Source organism: Staphylococcus massiliensis, from assembly GCF_043186315.1.
Classification (GTDB): Bacteria; Bacillota; Bacilli; order Staphylococcales; family Staphylococcaceae; genus Staphylococcus; species Staphylococcus massiliensis.
Genome location: NZ_CP171119.1, coordinates 901,924 through 919,847 on the forward strand (window position 1 = coordinate 901,924; position 17,924 = coordinate 919,847).

Annotated in this window: 16 protein-coding genes; 10 read left to right on the plus strand and 6 right to left on the minus strand. The window is 37.5% G+C overall.

Annotation, left to right across the window (positions count from 1 at the left end; translation table 11 throughout):
• Positions 1 to 314: 314 nt before the first annotated feature.
• Positions 315 to 1,421 (plus strand): zinc ribbon domain-containing protein, encoded by a 1,107-nt coding sequence (locus tag ACF3N8_RS04160; RefSeq protein WP_238101706.1) that lies wholly within the window; start codon positions 315 to 317, stop codon positions 1,419 to 1,421.
• Positions 1,422 to 1,570: 149 nt separating this feature from the next.
• Positions 1,571 to 2,137 carry a GNAT family N-acetyltransferase gene (locus ACF3N8_RS04165; protein WP_009382939.1) on the plus strand — a complete coding sequence of 189 codons (567 nt, stop codon included), beginning with the start codon at positions 1,571 to 1,573 and terminating at the stop codon, positions 2,135 to 2,137.
• 21 nt (positions 2,138 to 2,158) lie between these two features.
• Here the strand turns inward: ACF3N8_RS04165 and ACF3N8_RS04170 are convergent, their stop codons facing one another.
• Positions 2,159 to 2,710, minus strand: coding sequence for a TetR/AcrR family transcriptional regulator (locus ACF3N8_RS04170; protein WP_009382938.1), 552 nt, complete (start codon positions 2,708 to 2,710; stop codon positions 2,159 to 2,161).
• Positions 2,711 to 2,836: 126 nt separating this feature from the next.
• On the opposite strand from ACF3N8_RS04170, the gene ACF3N8_RS04175 reads away from it, so the two are divergent.
• The 3 genes from ACF3N8_RS04175 to tenA all read left to right on the plus strand — a co-directional run bounded on the left by ACF3N8_RS04175 (position 2,837) and on the right by tenA (position 6,539).
• Complete coding sequence (locus tag ACF3N8_RS04175) at positions 2,837 to 3,484, plus strand: HlyD family secretion protein (protein ID WP_009382937.1); 648 nt, start codon at positions 2,837 to 2,839, stop codon at positions 3,482 to 3,484.
• Between the two features lie 12 nt (positions 3,485 to 3,496).
• Entirely contained in the window at positions 3,497 to 5,218 is a 1,722-nt protein-coding gene (locus ACF3N8_RS04180; RefSeq protein WP_392450304.1) for a DHA2 family efflux MFS transporter permease subunit, read from the plus strand.
• A gap of 643 nt (positions 5,219 to 5,861) precedes the next feature.
• The gene (tenA, locus tag ACF3N8_RS04185; RefSeq protein WP_009382935.1) at positions 5,862 to 6,539 is read left to right on the plus strand and encodes a thiaminase II; all 678 of its coding nucleotides are present in this window, start codon (positions 5,862 to 5,864) and stop codon (positions 6,537 to 6,539) included.
• A 446-nt stretch (positions 6,540 to 6,985) separates the two neighbouring features.
• Here tenA and ACF3N8_RS04190 read toward each other — a convergent pair whose 3' ends face one another.
• Together ACF3N8_RS04190 and ACF3N8_RS04195 are read right to left on the minus strand one after the other, a co-directional pair.
• Positions 6,986 to 7,771, minus strand: coding sequence for a putative hydro-lyase (locus ACF3N8_RS04190; RefSeq protein WP_009382933.1), 786 nt, complete (start codon positions 7,769 to 7,771; stop codon positions 6,986 to 6,988).
• Positions 7,772 to 7,793: 22 nt separating this feature from the next.
• The gene (locus ACF3N8_RS04195; RefSeq protein WP_009382932.1) at positions 7,794 to 8,417 is read right to left on the minus strand and encodes a hypothetical protein; all 624 of its coding nucleotides are present in this window, start codon (positions 8,415 to 8,417) and stop codon (positions 7,794 to 7,796) included.
• Positions 8,418 to 8,605: 188 nt separating this feature from the next.
• Between ACF3N8_RS04195 and ACF3N8_RS04200 the strand changes: the two genes are divergently transcribed.
• The gene (locus ACF3N8_RS04200) at positions 8,606 to 9,517 is read left to right on the plus strand and encodes an alpha/beta hydrolase (RefSeq protein WP_327078774.1); all 912 of its coding nucleotides are present in this window, start codon (positions 8,606 to 8,608) and stop codon (positions 9,515 to 9,517) included.
• Positions 9,518 to 9,789: 272 nt separating this feature from the next.
• A complete protein-coding gene (locus tag ACF3N8_RS04205; RefSeq protein WP_017176782.1) occupies positions 9,790 to 10,827 on the plus strand; it encodes a PTS sugar transporter subunit IIC in 1,038 nt (345 codons plus the stop codon).
• 226 nt (positions 10,828 to 11,053) lie between these two features.
• On the opposite strand, the gene ACF3N8_RS04210 is transcribed toward ACF3N8_RS04205, so the two are convergent.
• Positions 11,054 to 11,926 carry a thioesterase family protein gene (locus ACF3N8_RS04210; RefSeq protein WP_009382929.1) on the minus strand — a complete coding sequence of 291 codons (873 nt, stop codon included), beginning with the start codon at positions 11,924 to 11,926 and terminating at the stop codon, positions 11,054 to 11,056.
• A 260-nt stretch (positions 11,927 to 12,186) separates the two neighbouring features.
• On the opposite strand from ACF3N8_RS04210, the gene ACF3N8_RS04215 reads away from it, so the two are divergent.
• The 3 genes from ACF3N8_RS04215 to fni all read left to right on the plus strand — a co-directional run bounded on the left by ACF3N8_RS04215 (position 12,187) and on the right by fni (position 15,479).
• A complete protein-coding gene (locus ACF3N8_RS04215; protein ID WP_009382928.1) occupies positions 12,187 to 13,128 on the plus strand; it encodes an agmatinase family protein in 942 nt (313 codons plus the stop codon).
• Positions 13,129 to 13,149: 21 nt separating this feature from the next.
• A complete protein-coding gene (locus ACF3N8_RS04220; RefSeq protein ID WP_238094136.1) occupies positions 13,150 to 14,376 on the plus strand; it encodes an Nramp family divalent metal transporter in 1,227 nt (408 codons plus the stop codon).
• 65 nt (positions 14,377 to 14,441) lie between these two features.
• Positions 14,442 to 15,479, plus strand: a complete 1,038-nt coding sequence (gene fni / locus ACF3N8_RS04225; RefSeq protein ID WP_009382926.1) for a type 2 isopentenyl-diphosphate Delta-isomerase — start codon at positions 14,442 to 14,444, stop codon at positions 15,477 to 15,479.
• A gap of 187 nt (positions 15,480 to 15,666) precedes the next feature.
• On the opposite strand, the gene gltS is transcribed toward fni, so the two are convergent.
• Positions 15,667 to 16,875 (minus strand): sodium/glutamate symporter, encoded by a 1,209-nt coding sequence (gene gltS / locus ACF3N8_RS04230; protein WP_238101705.1) that lies wholly within the window; start codon positions 16,873 to 16,875, stop codon positions 15,667 to 15,669.
• Between the two features lie 155 nt (positions 16,876 to 17,030).
• Positions 17,031 to 17,810 (minus strand): AraC family transcriptional regulator, encoded by a 780-nt coding sequence (locus tag ACF3N8_RS04235; RefSeq protein ID WP_338421141.1) that lies wholly within the window; start codon positions 17,808 to 17,810, stop codon positions 17,031 to 17,033.
• Between the last annotated feature and the right edge of the window lie 114 nt (positions 17,811 to 17,924).

Here is a 17,924-nt window from a genome sequence, read left to right on the forward strand (position 1 = left end):
CCTCCCTTTATAAAAACTGATATAGAAACTTTACAATATTAGTTGATATGTGTCAACTATATTTCAGAAATTAGGACTCAAGTCGGATTCTGTGTAAATATCGTGTTATTTTTATCAAGGGTATGTCATTTATTTTAAAAAAAGTTTAAGATGAAAACGTGGTATAATTATATTGTGTAAATAAAAATATATTGTCCTATATTCAATATCCAACATAAGTATGATTGAAATTTTGAACATAAACCGTCATCATTATAAAGGTTTAAAAGTATACAAATTGCTTCGAAGTATCAGTCATGAAAAGAGGTGTAATGATGAAGTGTCCATATTGTAATGAACCATTAAAAGACGACCAACTATTATGTACATATTGTGGGAAACGTGTTGATGTAGAACAAAATCAAGATGATTTTAACCGAAGACAAAAATATACATCCAAAAAACCTTCTATTAAAAAAATCATTCCACTTGGTATCGGTTTATTCATTCTCATTTTATTACTTATACTATTTATTTTATTGAGTAATTTTAATTCACCAAAAGCTCAAGCGAAGACGTTAATTAATTCAATTGAACATAACGACACGCAAAGATTGTCCTACATTTTAAGTACTAAAGAATCAAAGGTTAGTAAAGAAGAAGCAAAAGCCTATGCGAAATATATTAAAGAACGTGTTGGTATCGAAAATTATAAAGAAGACGTATATAGCACGATTGACAAGCTTGATAACAATAAAAGTGTGGCTTACTTTGTCACGTCACCAAAAGTTAAAGATCATAAAGTCTTACGTATTAGTAAGAACGGACGTCGTTACTTTTTATTTGATAACTTAAGCTTCCGAGCGCCTACGAAACAAGCGGTTGTAAAACCTGAGGAAGATTCAACGTATCATTTCCACAATGATGGGAAGACGAAGACTGTCGTAGGTAAGGCAAATGAACAAATTGTTCTTGGTAACTATATTCCAGGTGAGTATGAACTCGAGGCAAAGCGTGAGACAGATAAAGGTACGTTTAAAGGAAAGCTTAAATTCGATTATAACGATGGCGAAGCCGACACAATTCCTGTTCAAGAAGAATTTAAGGAAGCAAATTTAGATATTAAGTTGAATCACGCAGATAAGATTAAAGATAAATCTGTAAAAGTAACGATAAATGATAAAGAACAAGAGTATGATGCGGATAAACTGTACGGTCCTTATCCGTTAAATCATGAGATAAAAATTTCAGCGATTGGTAAAGCTAAGGATAAGCAATTTAAGACCGAAACGGTTAGTTTAAGAAAAGCCCAGCTCGAGAAAAAGACATCGATAACTTTAGACTTTGATCAAGATGAAATTAATCAATATGTTGAAAAGAAAGAAAAAGAAGAAAAAGAGAAGAATAGTTTAACGCATAAATTAAAAGAATTATTCTCATAGAATGATTGAAGGCCTTAAGTTTTAGAAGTCATGTTTAAATGCACTTTTAAATCTTAAGGTCTTTTCATAGATAATGAAGTTAAAAGATTGAAAATTCAGAACATTTCACTTATATTTAATTTTAATAACTGTTAAAAAGGGGGAGCACGATGTCAGTTGAACTTAAACTTGCAGAACATATTGTTTTAGAAACCGATCGCTTAAAGCTACGCCCGTTTAAGTTAAGTGATGCGGAAGATTTATATACGTATGCGAGCGATGATGAAACAGCACGGTTTGTCACTTTCGAAAGACATACATCGGTTGAAGATAGTCGACATACCATCGCAGCGTACTACATGGGGGCACCTTTAGGTAAATATGCCTTGGAACTTAAAAGTAACGCACGCGTCATAGGTGCTATCGATATACGCGTAGACGCGGAGAATGCTACGGGCGAACTTGGCTACGTCCTAAACAAAGCATACACCGGTTTAGGTTACATGCACGAAGCGGCTTCTAAATTATTAGAGCTCGGATTTGAAGTCTTGAACCTTAATGAAATGCATGCGTTCCATGACGTCAATAATACGGCGTCAGAACGTGTCTTGAAGCGGTTAAATATGCGGTATAGAGGTGTACTACCAAGTTACGTCAAAGTTAAAGGTAACGTTGTTGACTATTGTATACGTAGTTTAACGCGAGAAGACTACTTTAAACGTCAAGCATCCCAGTGATTAGTAGAAACTGGGGTGCTTTTAATTTGGCTTACGGGTTGTTAAGCGTTGATAAAGTAATTGCGCCATTTCTTCAGGTGATTCTTTCGTATCATTTTTTAGCCAAGTATAAATAATGGCCATTTGACCACCTAAATTAAATTGAACCTGATAGTCGACATGCTTAATATTCGTTAGGTCACTTAGAATTTTATGATAACCGCGATGTGATAGTTTCATATAAGAGCGAATCAAGGCTTCGTTCGGGTGCGTGACAATGATTGCTTTGAAAAAGGTTTGGTATCGCTTTAAATATTTAAACACAATGCGATATAACTGCGTGACCTTGTCCGGATTGTTTCTAAAAATATCGAAGTTAAAATATACGAATCTCATTAATTTACGATAACGATCAAGATGTATGTTCTTGATGGTATTCACAAGTTCATATTTATCTTCGAAATAGGCATAGAACGTAGAGCGGTTAATATCGCTATACGCACATATCATTTTAATTGTAATGTCATCCATAGGATATGTCTCAAGTAATACAACCATGTTATGGATAATACGTTTACGAGCTTGTTTTTTCATATCTATTCACCGTTACTCATTATACTAGAAATCTAATTCCAACACATTCATTTGAATTGTTGGTTTTAATTCATAAAGTAACCTTTTATAATTTATAAAGTAAATTTACTTTAGGAGGTTAAATCGATGAAGAAGTTAATTATCGCAAATATCGTCACGATTGCATTATTAGCAATTATCGGTATTGTTGGATTTCACTTTTATAGTGAAGCAACGAATTTTGTGAAGACAGATAATGCGAAAGTCGATGGCGAGCAAATGAAGATTTCTAGTCCGACACCTGGTCAAGTGAAATCAACAGAGTTAGAAGAGAACAAGACTTTTGATAAAGATGATAAAGTTGCAGAAGTAATGGGACAAGGTAAAGATGGTTCACCTCAAAAGAATGAGATTAAAATGCCAAATAAAGGAACTATCGTTAAATCCGAAGCTAAAGAAGGTAGCATGGTACAAGCAGGTAAGCCTTTCGCTTATGCATATAACTTAGATGATTTATATATTACTGCAAATGTAGATGAAAATAGTATTAAAGACGTTGAAGAAGGCCAAGATGTAGATGTTACAATTGATGGTCAAAAATCTACAGTAAATGGTGAAGTTAAACGCGTTGGTAAGGCAACAGCATCAAGCTTCTCACTTATGCCTTCATCTAATAGTGATGGTAACTATACTAAAGTTTCTCAAGTCGTTCCAGTAAAAATTGAACTTGATTCATTACCAGAAGATCACGTAGTTCCGGGGATGAATGCTGAAGTACGCATTCATAAAAATTAAGGGGGTCATCGTATGAATATGACCATCGTCATTTTATACGTCATAGTGGCGTTACTCTTAATTGCTGGACTTAACTTTCTTTTAATCAAGAACGGTAAGAAGAAGAAAGCTAAGCAAACTTCTCATAATACGAAGCGTACAAACGACGATTACAACAAATCGTTTAGCATAGATGACTCGGAAGATGAATCTGTAAATGAAAGTGCTAAATCTAAAGCGGCAGCCTTCACTTTCGGAAAAGGCATTTCGAAATGGCAAATTCTTGTCGCTATGATCTTCGGTATGTTCATTGCGATCTTAAACCAAACGTTATTAAATACTGCATTACCTGTAATGATTAATGATTTCAGTATTTCAAACTCAACAGGTCAGTGGTTAATGACAGGATTTATGTTGGTAAATGGTATCTTAATTCCAATTAGTGCCTTTTTATTCAATAAATATACGTACCGCAAACTCTTCTTAGTTGCGATGACATTATTTACACTCGGTTCACTCGTTTGTGGCCTAGCCGGTAGTTTCCCTATTATGATGGTCGGCCGTGTCTTACAAGCGATTGGTGCTGGTGTATTAATGCCACTTGGTACGAACGTATTTATGACAATATTTCCACCTGAACGTCGTGGTGCCGCAATGGGCTTACTTGGTGTAGCAATGATTTTAGCACCAGCCATCGGTCCGACGCTATCAGGTTATATCGTTGAAAATTACCACTGGAATATTATGTTCTACGGTATGTTTATCGTAGGTTTAATCGCGTTACTACTTGGTTATATTTGGTTTAAAGTTTATCAAGAAACGACAAATCCTAAAGCCGATATTTTAGGCATCATATTTAGTACGCTCGGCTTTGGTGCTTTATTATACGGGTTTAGTGAAGCCGGAAATGACGGTTGGGGCTCAATCAAAATTATCGTGACATTTATCATTGGTATTATCTTCACGATTTTATTCGTATTTAGAGAAATGTCTATGCGTGCTCCAATGTTGAACTTTGAAGTACTAAAATATTCTGGTTACACACTTACGTCAACAATTAACATTATTACAATGATGAGTTTATTCGGTGGTATGTTATTACTACCAATTTACCTCCAAAACTTAAGAGGTTTCAGTGCATTAGATTCAGGTTTACTTCTGCTACCTGGTGCACTTGTGATGGGCTTAATGGGTCCTATCGCTGGTAAATTACTAGATATGATTGGTATCAAACCACTTGCGATAGTAGGCCTTGCGATCATGACTTACGGTACATGGGAGTTAACCAAACTGAACATGGATACACCGTATAGCCAAATCGTGCTTATTTATGTGATTCGCTCATTCGGTATGAGCTTTATCATGATGCCGATTATGACTGCAGGTATGAACGCTTTACCACAACGCCTAATTCCACATGGTAACGCCTTAGTTAACACGTTACGTCAACTAGGTGGTTCTATCGGTACAGCAATCTTAGTTACCGTAATGACGCAACAAACTACTCAATACCAAGCAACTTACGCACAAGATCTCGATAAAACAAATTCTATGATACAAGATCGATTACGCGAACTAGCTGAAGGTATGGGTGGCCAAGAACAAGGTACCAACGTGCTGATAGAATACGTTATGAAATTAGCGTCAGTACACGGCATCAATAGTGCATTCTGGGTCGCAACCGCGTTAAGCTTTATTGCCTTAGTTTTAAGTCTCTTTTTAAAAGGCAAATCACACTATATTTCTCATGAATAGATAAATTTTAAAGCACAACACAGATGCTTATGTAGTTTAGGGGACTACAGCATCATCGTGTTGTGCTTTTTTCTGCTTTCGTTGGAGGGAGGGGATGACGTAGAATTTTTGGTTAAAAAGGATGCAATTCCTTTAAGGGAATTGCGACCATTTAAGGGAATTGTGTATCGAAGGGTGTTCGTTAGACTAAAGAAATTTGAAACAATCGCATAAGGGGGCCATTGTGCGAAAGAAAATTGAAACAATCGCATAAGGGGGCCATTGTGCGAAAGAAAGTAAAAACAATCGCATAAGGGGGCCGTTGTGCGAAAGAAAGTAAAAACAATCGCATAAGGGGGCCGTTACGCGAAAGAAAAATAAAACAATCGCATAAGGGGGCCGTTGTGCGAAAGAAAAATAAAACAATCGCATAACGGCCCCGTGACCATTTCGAAATCTAAATCAATACTTACTCGATCGATTTAAATAATGAGAAATTTTCGGTTACGAAAATTTTCCTTATTACAATGACTGGGGTAAACAATGTAACATGGCCCGCCTTTATACAACACCCCGTAATCCCAAAGGGCTTTTCAAATGATTAAGAATTTCACATCGTGATATACTTAAATGACAGTTATATTAATTTACGGGGGTATCTAACATGGCATTTACGGATCGCGTTTTTAAACGAGTGGAACCAATTTGGGCGTCTTACCTTGAGCATCCTTTCGTGAAAGGGATTGGCGATGGGACGCTTGATAAAGAGAAATTTATGCATTGGATGAAGCAAGATTATATTTATTTAATCGAGTATGCGCGCCTGTTCGCGATTGGGGTTCAGAAGTCTACGGATTTATCGATGATGACGACGTACAGTGAGCTTGTGCATGGGACGCTTAACATTGAGATGGATTTACATCGTCAATACGCGCAGAAATTTGGTATCGAACCTGAAATGCTAGAGGACACGAAGCCTGCTGCGACGACAAGTGCTTACACAAGTTATATGTTGAATTTAGCGCAGCGCGGCGGAATCGAGAACGTGATTGCTGCGGTCTTAACGTGTACGTGGAGTTACAATTATATTGGATTGAAACTAGATGAAATCGAAGGCGCTCGTGATCATGAACTTTACGGCGAATGGGTTAAGATGTACGCATCTGACGAGTTCACGCAGTTCAAAGAGGATTGCATCGAGCTTATGAACCGTGCGGCTGAAGGCAAGACTGAGGCGCAACTTCAAGAGCTTGAAGACATCATCGTGCGCACAAGTTACTTCGAGTACATGTTCTGGGACATGGCTGAAAACATGGAAACTTGGCCAGTTCCGACTAAATAATTTGATGGGTTTCTTGCCCATCTTTGAAAAGCCCTATAGTTTTAGGCGGGGTTTCATGCTTATCCTTGAAAAGCCTTATATAACTAGGTAGGGACTTAAGCCCATTATTTAAAAGCACTTTATAACCAAATCGGTCAAATTTCATATTACAAACCAAAAAAGGTTGGGACATAAGTTGTGAAATAGAGCGTTTAAGCTTTATTTCATACAATTCTCAAAACAGCTGACTCAGAGGGCGGGGCCCCGGCAAAGAAATTTGCGTAGCAAAATAACAAGCTATGCAAGCCGGGGCTCTTCCTCATGAACAAAGAAGCCTGAGCTTCTTTGTAAGTCCAACTATCGTATTGAAAATACGAGTTGGGCTTTAGGAGACTACAGGCTCCGGCCATGCCCCAGGAAAGCATGCTGTTTAAGAGAATTGCTATAATATGCCCAACCTTTTTTCGTTAATATAATATTTCAGTTTCTTTAACATCTGTGATAAACATGTAACCTGGCGCGTGCGTAATCATTAACTCAGGTTTCGCACTAAGACCTACTGATTGCGGTGTTACCCCGCAACCCCAGAATACGGGCACTTCGCCATCACGTATTTCTACGGGTTCACCGAAATCAGGCTTAGAGATATCCTTGATACCGATTGCACTAGGATCACCGATGTGAATCGGCGCGCCGTGAACATCCTTAAAGTTAGTGGTAATTTCAGTTGCCTTAATGACTTGTTCCATTGTCATCGGACGCATGCTTACTGTTACAGGTCCGTTAAACAAGCCACTTTCAGTCGTTGGAATCGATGTCATATACATCGGCACATTATGACCTTCCTCTAAATGTCTTAAAGGAATGCCAGACTTTAATAGCGCATGCTCAAATGTGAAACTACAACCGATCAGAAAGCTCACCATGTCATCCGTATAAATATCCTTGATATCTTCGACAACATCCGTTCGAACGCCGTCGTGATACACGTAGTACTCACCGACATCCGTTCTAATATCCGCATCCTTACCATATATAGGAAAAGAAGTTTCACCCGTTTCAGAAACATCTATTAACGGGCAAGTTTTAGGATTTCTTAAACAAAATTTCAAGAAGTCATACGCATATTTCTCAGGTAATATCACGACATTTGCTTGAATAAAACCGTCAGCCATACCACTCGTATGTTGTCTAAGTTGGTTACTTCTAATAAGTTCTCGAATTTCCTTCGGTGCTTTGTCTTTTAAATGCATAAAAAGCCCTCCCCTTAAAAAGCTATTTACGTTTATAAATAGGTGGTTTATTTCTAAAGAATAAGTTAACGAGTAATAAGATTAAACTACTACCAGTTAATATGATCGCATTAAATATGGCATCATCCGGAACAATAACTTCTTCAGGTTTAACTGTAATATAAAATTGTGAAATACCGTCTGAAATGCGTTTAGCTGCTTCTTTTGAAATGAAAATTAAAGCAACCGGAATAATAACCGTAATTAAAGTTAAGAATAAATTGATAATTTTAATCGCTGTTCGATTAAAAATAAGTGTAATGATATGTAAAATGATACTTAATAAACAAGCAATTAAAAATGCATAAATACCATATACTAAAAATTGAACATATTGCTCAGCATGATTAATATCTATATTTAACTGCTGATGTACGTTGTTGGCTAAACTTTGTAGCGATTCAAGGTTAATCTTCTTGCCAAGTACGTTCAGTTTAAATAAATGATCTTTAAACATACTGAATCCAGCAACTACCATTAATATTAAAGATAATAGCGATAAGATCATACTCATCCAAGAGCGACGTTTCTTACCATAGCGACCTCTATGGATCTCTTGGTCAAAAGCCGCATCGAAATTATGGTGCGGTTGGACGTTTGATTTCATGAGGGACTCCTTTCATTCATATTACGTTTCATTATACTAAGCTTTTTCTCAAGTTTAAAATGATTTATGACAATTTACGATTGGAATATTTAGAAAATCGACAAGAATGGTATAGATGAATGAACACATCTAATCTTTAATTTTTTGTAAAAAACGTTTATGATGATAATAATAAGCTAAAAAACAAAGTGAGTGATGAACAATTGATAAAGCGTAGAGTTATCAATAAGATGATTGAAAAATATTTATCACGTCATCGTCAAATGCGTTATACAAGTGAATATGACGTTGATGCCTTTTTAAACGTTTGTAAAGACAAAAATCGTCTTAAGCATAAACAACCGGATTCAATTAACGTTAAATCAAATCTAGATAAAGATTCATTTAAAGACATGCAAGTCTTTAGATTTAACTTCGGCCACCATGTGCAAAAGAAAATCCTATATATTCCAGGTGGTTTCTATGCGTTGCAACCATCCGTGTTCCACTGGCGCTTTATGGATAAACTTGCATACAACACGCTACATGACATCGTGATGCCGATTTATCCTAAGTTACCAGACTTTCATTATCAAGAAACGTACGACGCGATTAAAGCGTTGTATTTCGATTTAGTCGATCAAGTTGGAGCGGACAACATAATCATTATGGGTGATTCCTCAGGCGGTACGATGGCGTTGTCATTAACACAACAACTTATGAAAGAGAACAAGCCTTTACCACACAAACTTTACCTGATTTCACCATGGCTTGATGCGACGATGGCAAACCCAGCAATAACAGAGTCTCTTCAAGATCGAGATCCTGTTGTGTCACGATTCGGTATTCAATCATTATCGAGCCGTTTTGGAAAAGGCCTAAAACTAGACGACCCGATTTTATCGCCATTAAACGGTCAATTTGAAGGACTACCACCGATTTATTTATTTGCAGGTTCTGAAGAAATTAACTTACCAGATTATAAAAAGTTACAGGATGTATGCATGGATTTAAACCAATCATTCCAGTATTATGAATACCCTAAAATGATTCATAGTTTTCCATTGTATCCAATTACTGACTCACGTAAAGTCATTAAACAAATTAAAAAAACATTATAACTAATATTTATAGACTGATTTACACGAAACTGTGTAATTCAGTCTAATTTTTAGTACACTAGATTTATACAGATGTATTTAAATGTGAAATTATTTAAATTAACATCTGTAATGATTAAGTGTGTTAGCCCTTTAGAAATCTCGATAATTAAAAGAAATGCGAATTCAAATGTCGCAATATTTTGATATTTCAAAGGACTTTTCAAAACAAGGGGGACTTATCTGAGACCATCGTGTGCTAACAGACTTTATATCAATCAAAGGGGGATATTATGGATATTTTACTTGGGACTTTATTCTTAATCTTGGTATTACTCGTCTTTACCATTTTTACGTATAAAGCGCCTAAAGGTATGAAAGCAATGGGGGCACTTGCGAACGCAGCAATCGCAACGTTCTTAGTAGAAGCATTCCAGAAATATGTAGGTGGCGAAATATTTGGCATTAAATTTCTTGAAGATTTAGGAAGCGGTGCAGGCGGTCTTGGAGGCGTCGCAGCAGCTGGACTTGTCGCTCTAGCAATAGGCGTGTCACCGGTGTATGCATTTGTTATCGCCACGTCTTGTGCAGGCTTAGATTTATTGCCAGGATTCTTCGCAGGGTATTTGATAGGCTTCGTGATGAAATACGCTGAGAAACGTTTACCAGACGGTGTAGACCTGATCGTTTCGATCATCGTGATAGCGCCACTCACACGTTTAATTGCGGCAGGGGTGACACCGTTAGTTGATGGTTCTCTACATAGAATCGGGACTATAATTCAAAGTAGTACGGATGTCAATCCAATCATTATGGGTATCATTCTAGGTGGCGTCATCACTGTAGTAGGAACGGCACCACTCAGTTCCATGGCTTTAACTGCGCTACTCAGTTTGACAGGCGTACCAATGGCAATCGGTGCGATGGCAGCTTTCAGTTCATCATTCATGAATGGATTGTTGTTCCACAGATTAAAGCTTGGTGATCGTAAATCAACGATATCTGTTAGTATTGAACCATTATCACAAGCAGACATCGTTTCTGCCAACCCAATACCGGTTTACGTAACGAATTTCTTAGGTGGGGCAACAGCGGGCATCGTGATAGCGCTCAGTGGTATGGTGAACGACGCGACGGGTACTGCAACACCTATAGCCGGTTTTCTTGTCATGTTTGGTTTTAATTCTCCAGGAAAAGTCATTATCTATGGCGTAGCGATGGCTATTATTGGCTTAATATGGGGCTTCTTAGGCAGTCTCATGTTCAAGAACTATCCAATTATTACAAAACAACAAATGCAGCAAAAAGAAAAGACAACTAAAGAAGCATAAATAACATAGATTAAAGGTCCTGTGGGATAATTTAGACGAACTAGGTTTAACAAACAATTCCCTTAAACAGCATGCTTTCCTAGGGCATGGCCGGAGCCTGTAGTCTCCGGTCTCATGCTATTCCCACAGGAGTCAGCTGTTTAGGGAATTGTAATACATAAAGCTTTTATGCTCTTTTCATGTACTTTTTCATAGCTTATCTACGCCCCCTCAGGACCTTTTTAGCTTATTCGGTAATTTGAGTTAAAATATTTAAATAACCGTGGATACGGTATGTTTCATTCAATAAACCTGCCAAACTGTCGGGATCCTGTATGTGTTGTCGCGCTTGCATTTCTACCAACTTTAGCTGACGCTTGTTAATGTGAAATAACTTCATTATCGCTTCGTCTAACGCTTCCTCATCATCCATCTCCGCTAAAAGTCCTTCTAATTTTTCAATCATATTTTGTTCACCTTGTAGTGTCGCTAGATCAAATGACTGATGAATGCGTTCAGTAACCGGACCACTTACATATAACTGTTTCTGATCATTGAAAGTTATAAGTTTCACCTTAAGGTCATCTTTTAAATCAAGTAAGCGACTTTGAAGATGCGTTTGAGTTAATTGAGCTTGTTTGGTCTTAAAGGACTTTTCAGGGATGTGAATTAAATGACCTAAAGATTGATGCGGATTTAACTTAGGTTGCGCCTCGCTATAAGCCTTGAAGTTGTCCATGATCGCTTTAGGGAAAGGTTCTGGCTTACGCGTCTTACGACTAATCCCCATCATCATAACTTCATGTGTCGCAACGATTTCTTGAGACGTGTTATACATTTCTAGGAATAGGTGTGTACGCTTCTCATCCAAATCAATGAGTAGGACACGTATGTCAAATTGCTCACCTAACGTAATTTCTTTAATGTAAGTCGTATGTAATTCGAGCGTGAATACCGTGTAAGCGTGCGCGTTTCGATATGCGTTCGTTAATCCCATATCGTTGTTAAAGTCGTTTACCGTTTCACTAAAGACGCGGTTGTATTCCGCATCGTTCATATGATTATTGCGGTCAATCCAATCCTCAATAACCTCACCTTGATATGACAGTGGTGCGTTCATGTCGACGACCTCCTTCGTAAACTGTTTAAAGAAATTTTATCATGACTTCAATGCCTTGTATAACGCGAGTTCCTTTCGAAAAGTAAATTAAATTTAATCATTTAATGAAATCAATAATCAAAAGCATTTAAAGCACAGAATAAAATGCTTTTAAATTTACGGTAAATTTTGAATATTCTGATTTATCATTGATTGTGATTTGAAATAGATATATAATGAACCAAAAGTTACAAATTACTTTTAAAAAGGGGATTTTATACATGAAAAAGAATATCTATGGTAATACACCATGTTTCTTAGGGGGTGACAATCTTAGTCAAACTGACGACTACAACACGGATGTGCTCGTGTATGGCGTGCCATTCGAAGGACCTTGTACATGGGGTGATTACACGGGTTGTGAACTTGGGCCGAAACAAATTCGGTTGTCCTCAGCGCGTTATAGTGGCTACTTACCTGAACTCGACCACATCGATGTCTTTGAACATCTATCAATCGGTGATGTAGGGGATGTTTCTACTGTACCTCATGATGTCGAAGCGACTGTCAACGAGATCGAACGCTTTGCGACGAAACTATGGCAAACAGGTAAATTCTTAGTCGGCTTCGGTGGCGATCATGGCGTAACGTATCCAATCTTAAAGGGACTCACTTCTACGAATCAAAAGGTCGGTATTATTCATTTAGACGCGCATTATGACAATATGCCTATTCATGAGGATGAACGTTTCGCACGTAATACTCCATTTATGCGTCTCTATGAAACAGAGGGCATTGTGAACGAAAGTATTATGCATACCGGCATTCATGGCCCTCGTAATAAGCCAGATACAGGGCGCTATGCGAAAGAGAATGGTGCAACGACAATTACGATTAATGATATTAAAGCACAAGATGACCTAAAAGCCTATGCGCGAGATATCTATAAACAAGCGTCTAAAGATGTTGACGTAGTGTATTTAACCATTTGTAGTGACGTGCTCGACTTTGCTTTTAACCCAGGGGGACCAGTTGATGGCAATGGTTTAACAAGTTATGAGCTCTTAACGCTCGTGTATGAATTTGCGCAGTTAGGTCTTGTAGGTATGGACTTTGTCGAAGTGTATCCGATGCAAGATCCGAACCAGAATAGCGCGCACTTTGTCTCGACGGTTGTCTTATACGTCTTAGCCGGTCATGCGAAATATCTGAATAAAGTTTGAACATCATAGGGGATGGTCTTTATGGAAAAAGAAAAGGGGATTAAAAAGTTAAAAATCCTAGGACCAGGTATGATTGTAACAGCTTCATTTATAGGTCCAGGTACTGTAACAACGATGACACAAGGTGGTGCCTCGTTTGGTTATAGTTTGTTATGGACAGTGATCTTTTCAATTATCGCAACAATTATCTTACAAGAAATGATTGTCAGAATTAGTTTAGTGACGAACGAAGGACTTGGTGAAGCCATTCAAGATTTATTTCACCATCATATTCTAAAGTTCGGTGCAGTATGGTTCTCAATGATTGCAGTGACACTTGGTTGCGCCGCCTATATCAGTGGTGATTTGTTAGGTACATCGCTTGGTGCATCGTACTTATTCAACATTCCTGAGAATGCGGTTGCGCCTGTAATTGGCTTGATTATTTTAGCGATTGGTATTAGCGGAAGTTATCATCTTGTTGAGAAGATGATGCTTTTACTTGTAGTCATCATGGGTATCATCTTCATAACGACGGTATTCATTGTGCAACCCGACTTTGGTGCTGTTTTAAAAGGCGCGTTCTTACCTTCTCTGCCAAATGGTTCGGTACTTACGATGATTGCACTTATTGGAACAACGGTAGTACCGTACAATTTCTTTATTCACGCAAATTCAGTACATGAACGTTTTGACGGTACGCGTGATTTAAAAGCTGCTCGACTCGATACGATCCTATCAATTACTGTGGGCGGTTTGATTTCAGCATCGATTTTAATTCTAGCAGGCGCGTTAATCGATGGTAAAAAAGTGACGAGCGTGGTACAGCTCGCAGAACCTTTAAAGCCGATTATGGGTGATTTTGCGCCAGTCATGATTAGTATCGGTTTATTTGCGGCAGGATTATCTTCAGCAATTGCCTCGCCAATGGGTGCCGCGACTACGATTAGTAGTTGCATGGGTTGGAAAGGTGGCATGAAGAATACGAAGTATAAAATTGTCTTCGCTATTATCATCATGATTGGTATTATTACGTCAGCTCTAGGCTTCGAACCATTGGAAGTATTATTGATAGCTCAAGCGTTAAACGGCATGATATTACCACTCATTGCCATTTTAATTTATGTCATTATTAATAAGAAAGGTATGATGGGTAAGTTTAAAAATGGCACAGTTTTAAATATTCTAGGCTTCCTAGTTGTCTTAACTGTATGTTTTCTAGGTTGCTATAGTATGTTTGATGCGATAAAAACATTTGTGACGGGATAATTACATCTGGTTTCATTTTGAAAATGTGATATAGTCAACATATCATTATGTTGGAGGTTATAAGCATGGATTCGTTTCGTCAAAGGGAAATGCGTAAAGATGAACATGTGAAACTCGCGATGTCGCAACATCAGAACGTACAATCAGATTTTGAATATATGCGATTTGTACATCATTCAATCTCGCATATCAATTTAGAAGATGTAGATTTGTTGGTAAATAGGTCCTTTATGAAAGGGAAGAAACCTTTATATATCAATGCGATGACAGGGGGTAGTCGTTGGACGAAGTCGATTAACGACAAACTCTCTCAAGTGGCACATACCTTAGATATCCCGATGGCTGTCGGTTCAACGCATGCAGCGCTTAAAGATGAATCGCTCAAAGATACCTTTGAGATTGTAAGACACAATCATCCTAAAGGACTTGTAATGAGTAACGTTGGCGCAGATGTATCTTTAGATGGTGCGAAACGTGCAGTAGAAATGTTAGAAGCGGATGCCCTTCAAATCCATGTGAATACGCTTCAAGAGCTCGTTATGCCAGAAGGTAGTCGTGACTTTGTTGAATGGATGACACATATTGAATCTATTCAAAGTGAGATCGATGTTCCTGTTATTATTAAAGAAGTTGGCTTTGGTATGAGTCATGAAACATTATCGCGCATTCAATCACTCGGCATTAAACATGTAGACGTGAGTGGACGTGGTGGCACGAACTTTGCCCTCATTGAAAATGAACGTCGACCACTGAAGGACATGGCATATATGTCAGACTGGGGTCAATCAACTTTAATCAGTTTACTTGAAACAAAAGCCTTTCAAGATGATATAACTGTGTTTGCGAGCGGTGGTATTAGAAACCCTTTAGATGCGATTAAAGCGTTGACACTTGGTGCTACGGCAGTAGGCATGTCACGACCAATATTAGAATATGTAGAACAATATGGCGTCGACGAGACGATTAACTATTTAGAAACATTTTATCATCATATGAAAAAGATAGCTGTATTGCTTGATAAAGGTGATTTAGAAGCGTTGAAAGATGCTCAATATGTGATGGATCCTTATGTAATGAATTGGATAACACAACGAGGAATATAAAAAAAATAGGCTAGGACTTTTTAACAATTCCTATAAACAGCATGCTTTCCTGGGGCGTGGCCAGAGCCTGTAGTCTCTGGTGTCACGCTACTCCCCTAGGAGTCAGCTGTTTAGGAATTGTATGAAATTAAGCAATTAAGCTCATTTCATGACAATTGTCCTAGCCTTTTTATTGTTGATATTAGAACTATTTAAAGATGTTGATGAAGCCTGTGATAATTGGTACACCAAGTAAGTCTACTAAGAACGCACCAACAATAGGTACAACTAAGTATGCTTTTGGAGAGTTACCAAAACGTTTCGTGATGGCTTCTAAGTTTGCCATTGCGTTAGGAGTCGCACCAAGACCGTGACCAATAAAGCCACCAATCATTACTGCAGCATCATAGTTTCTGCCGAGTAAGAAGAATACGACGAATACTGAGAATAACACAACGAAAATAATTTGAACGATAACAATTACAGTTAACGGTAATGCTAAACTATAGATTTCTACAAGTTTAATACTCATTAAAGCGAGTGATAAGAAGATGTTTAATGAGATATCTCCGATACGATCATTAATTTTAAGGTCCACGATATTAAGCCCAGTAAATTCACTAATGTTACGCACAATTACGGCAATGAACATGGCACCAACGTATACAGGTACGTTTTGGCCTGTAGCTTCACTGAATTGTTCAGCTAAGTATGTTCCTAATGCCATACAGAATGAAATGATCGTTAATTGAATAAAGAACACTTCTGAGAATGTAAAACGATTGTGTAACTTTTTATTGAAGTCGAGTTGACTGTAATCTTTCGAAGTATTTTCAGTTTTAGCTGGTTCTAAGTTGTGCTTTTTGATTAAGAAACGTACGACTGGTCCCCCTATTAAACCACCTGCAACAAGACCTAATGTAGCTGCAGCTAAAGCAGCAGTTAAAGCAGAATCAACGCCTAGTTCTTGCACGGTTTGACCATATGCCGCAGCGTTACCATGTCCACCTTCCATTGACATGGTACCAGCTGTTAAACCAAGTAGTGGATCTAAGTTCATTACTTTGGCAAGTGATACTCCAATCACGTTTTGCATGATGGCAAGAATACCACATAATAACCAATAGATTAAAAGGACCTTTCCACCGAGACGTAATAATTTAAATGATGCACCTAGTCCAATTGTAGTGAAGAAGGCGATCATGAGGAAGTTTTGGAAAAACTTCGAATCAAGTTTAATGTTCACAATTCCTGTTGACTGTAAGATTGCGACTAAGATAGCGAATATTAATCCACCAATAACCGGTGATGGAATACAAAGACGCCTGAATATGTTAACTTTGTTTACAATAGCTTGACCAATTAAAAGCATGAGACAAGCTAGAAACAAAGTTGTAAGATTGTTTAATTCTATCATCTATTTTCCCCCTAGATTTAATTTAGAAAGGGCTTTCATGGCCAATGTATTATATTATACAGAAAAATTATAAGTGATTCCACATATTTTTCGAACTGCACAATTGTATTTTTACTATATACATAACGTTTTAAATTATTAGAATATTTAAATAATTAGTCACGATGGCTTTTGCGATATTGAGAAGCACTCATACTAAAGTGTTTTTTGAATGCTTTTGAGAACATGAGCGCATCATGATAACCAATTTCACGCGCAATTGTATTAATCGGTTTGTTGGTATGAAGTAGTAGTTGGGAAGCTTTGTACATTCTGAGGTGTATTAAGTAATATTGAGGTGATTCGTCTAAGTTGTTCTTAAAAAGTTTATAGAGATAGCTACGACTTAAATTCACGTGCTCTGTGATGTCATGAATGGTAATGCCATCCATATAGTGATTATGAATGTAGTTTAGTGCTTTTTCTAAGGTGGAATACGATTCAGGTTTAATATCTTCAATTGGTTTCGGGAATTGAAGTTGAAGATGATAGAGCAGGTCGTATAGGTGACGCATGAGTCGAATATCGTCTGAAAGTATTGGATTATAAGACCTCGCAATATCAAACATATTGAATATGATATGAGAAAGCGTCTTGGTATCTGTGTCTTGAATCACATAGTCTTCGTTTACAGTTGAACGTGAGAGATAAGAACGGACTTGCTTGCCACTAAAACCAACCCAGTAGTATGTCCAAGGGTTAGTCGGCGACGGATAATAGGATACGTTAATATCCTTCTTTAATAGAAATAAGTCGCCTGCTTTAAGATGATAAACTTGGTCTTCGTAATGAATTGTACCGGAACCCTTTGAGATATAATGTAAGACTGCTTGTCGTTTTACTTTGTAGGTGTAATCGACATGAGGTGTTCCGATCTCAATGCCACATTCATCTATTTGAGCTTAATAATTATCTTTCTTGAACTTCTTCCATAGTACTTGCATGCTTTAAACCCCTAAAGTATTTAATGGAAACATTTTACCATATTTTTGGTCGATGAAGTAATATTT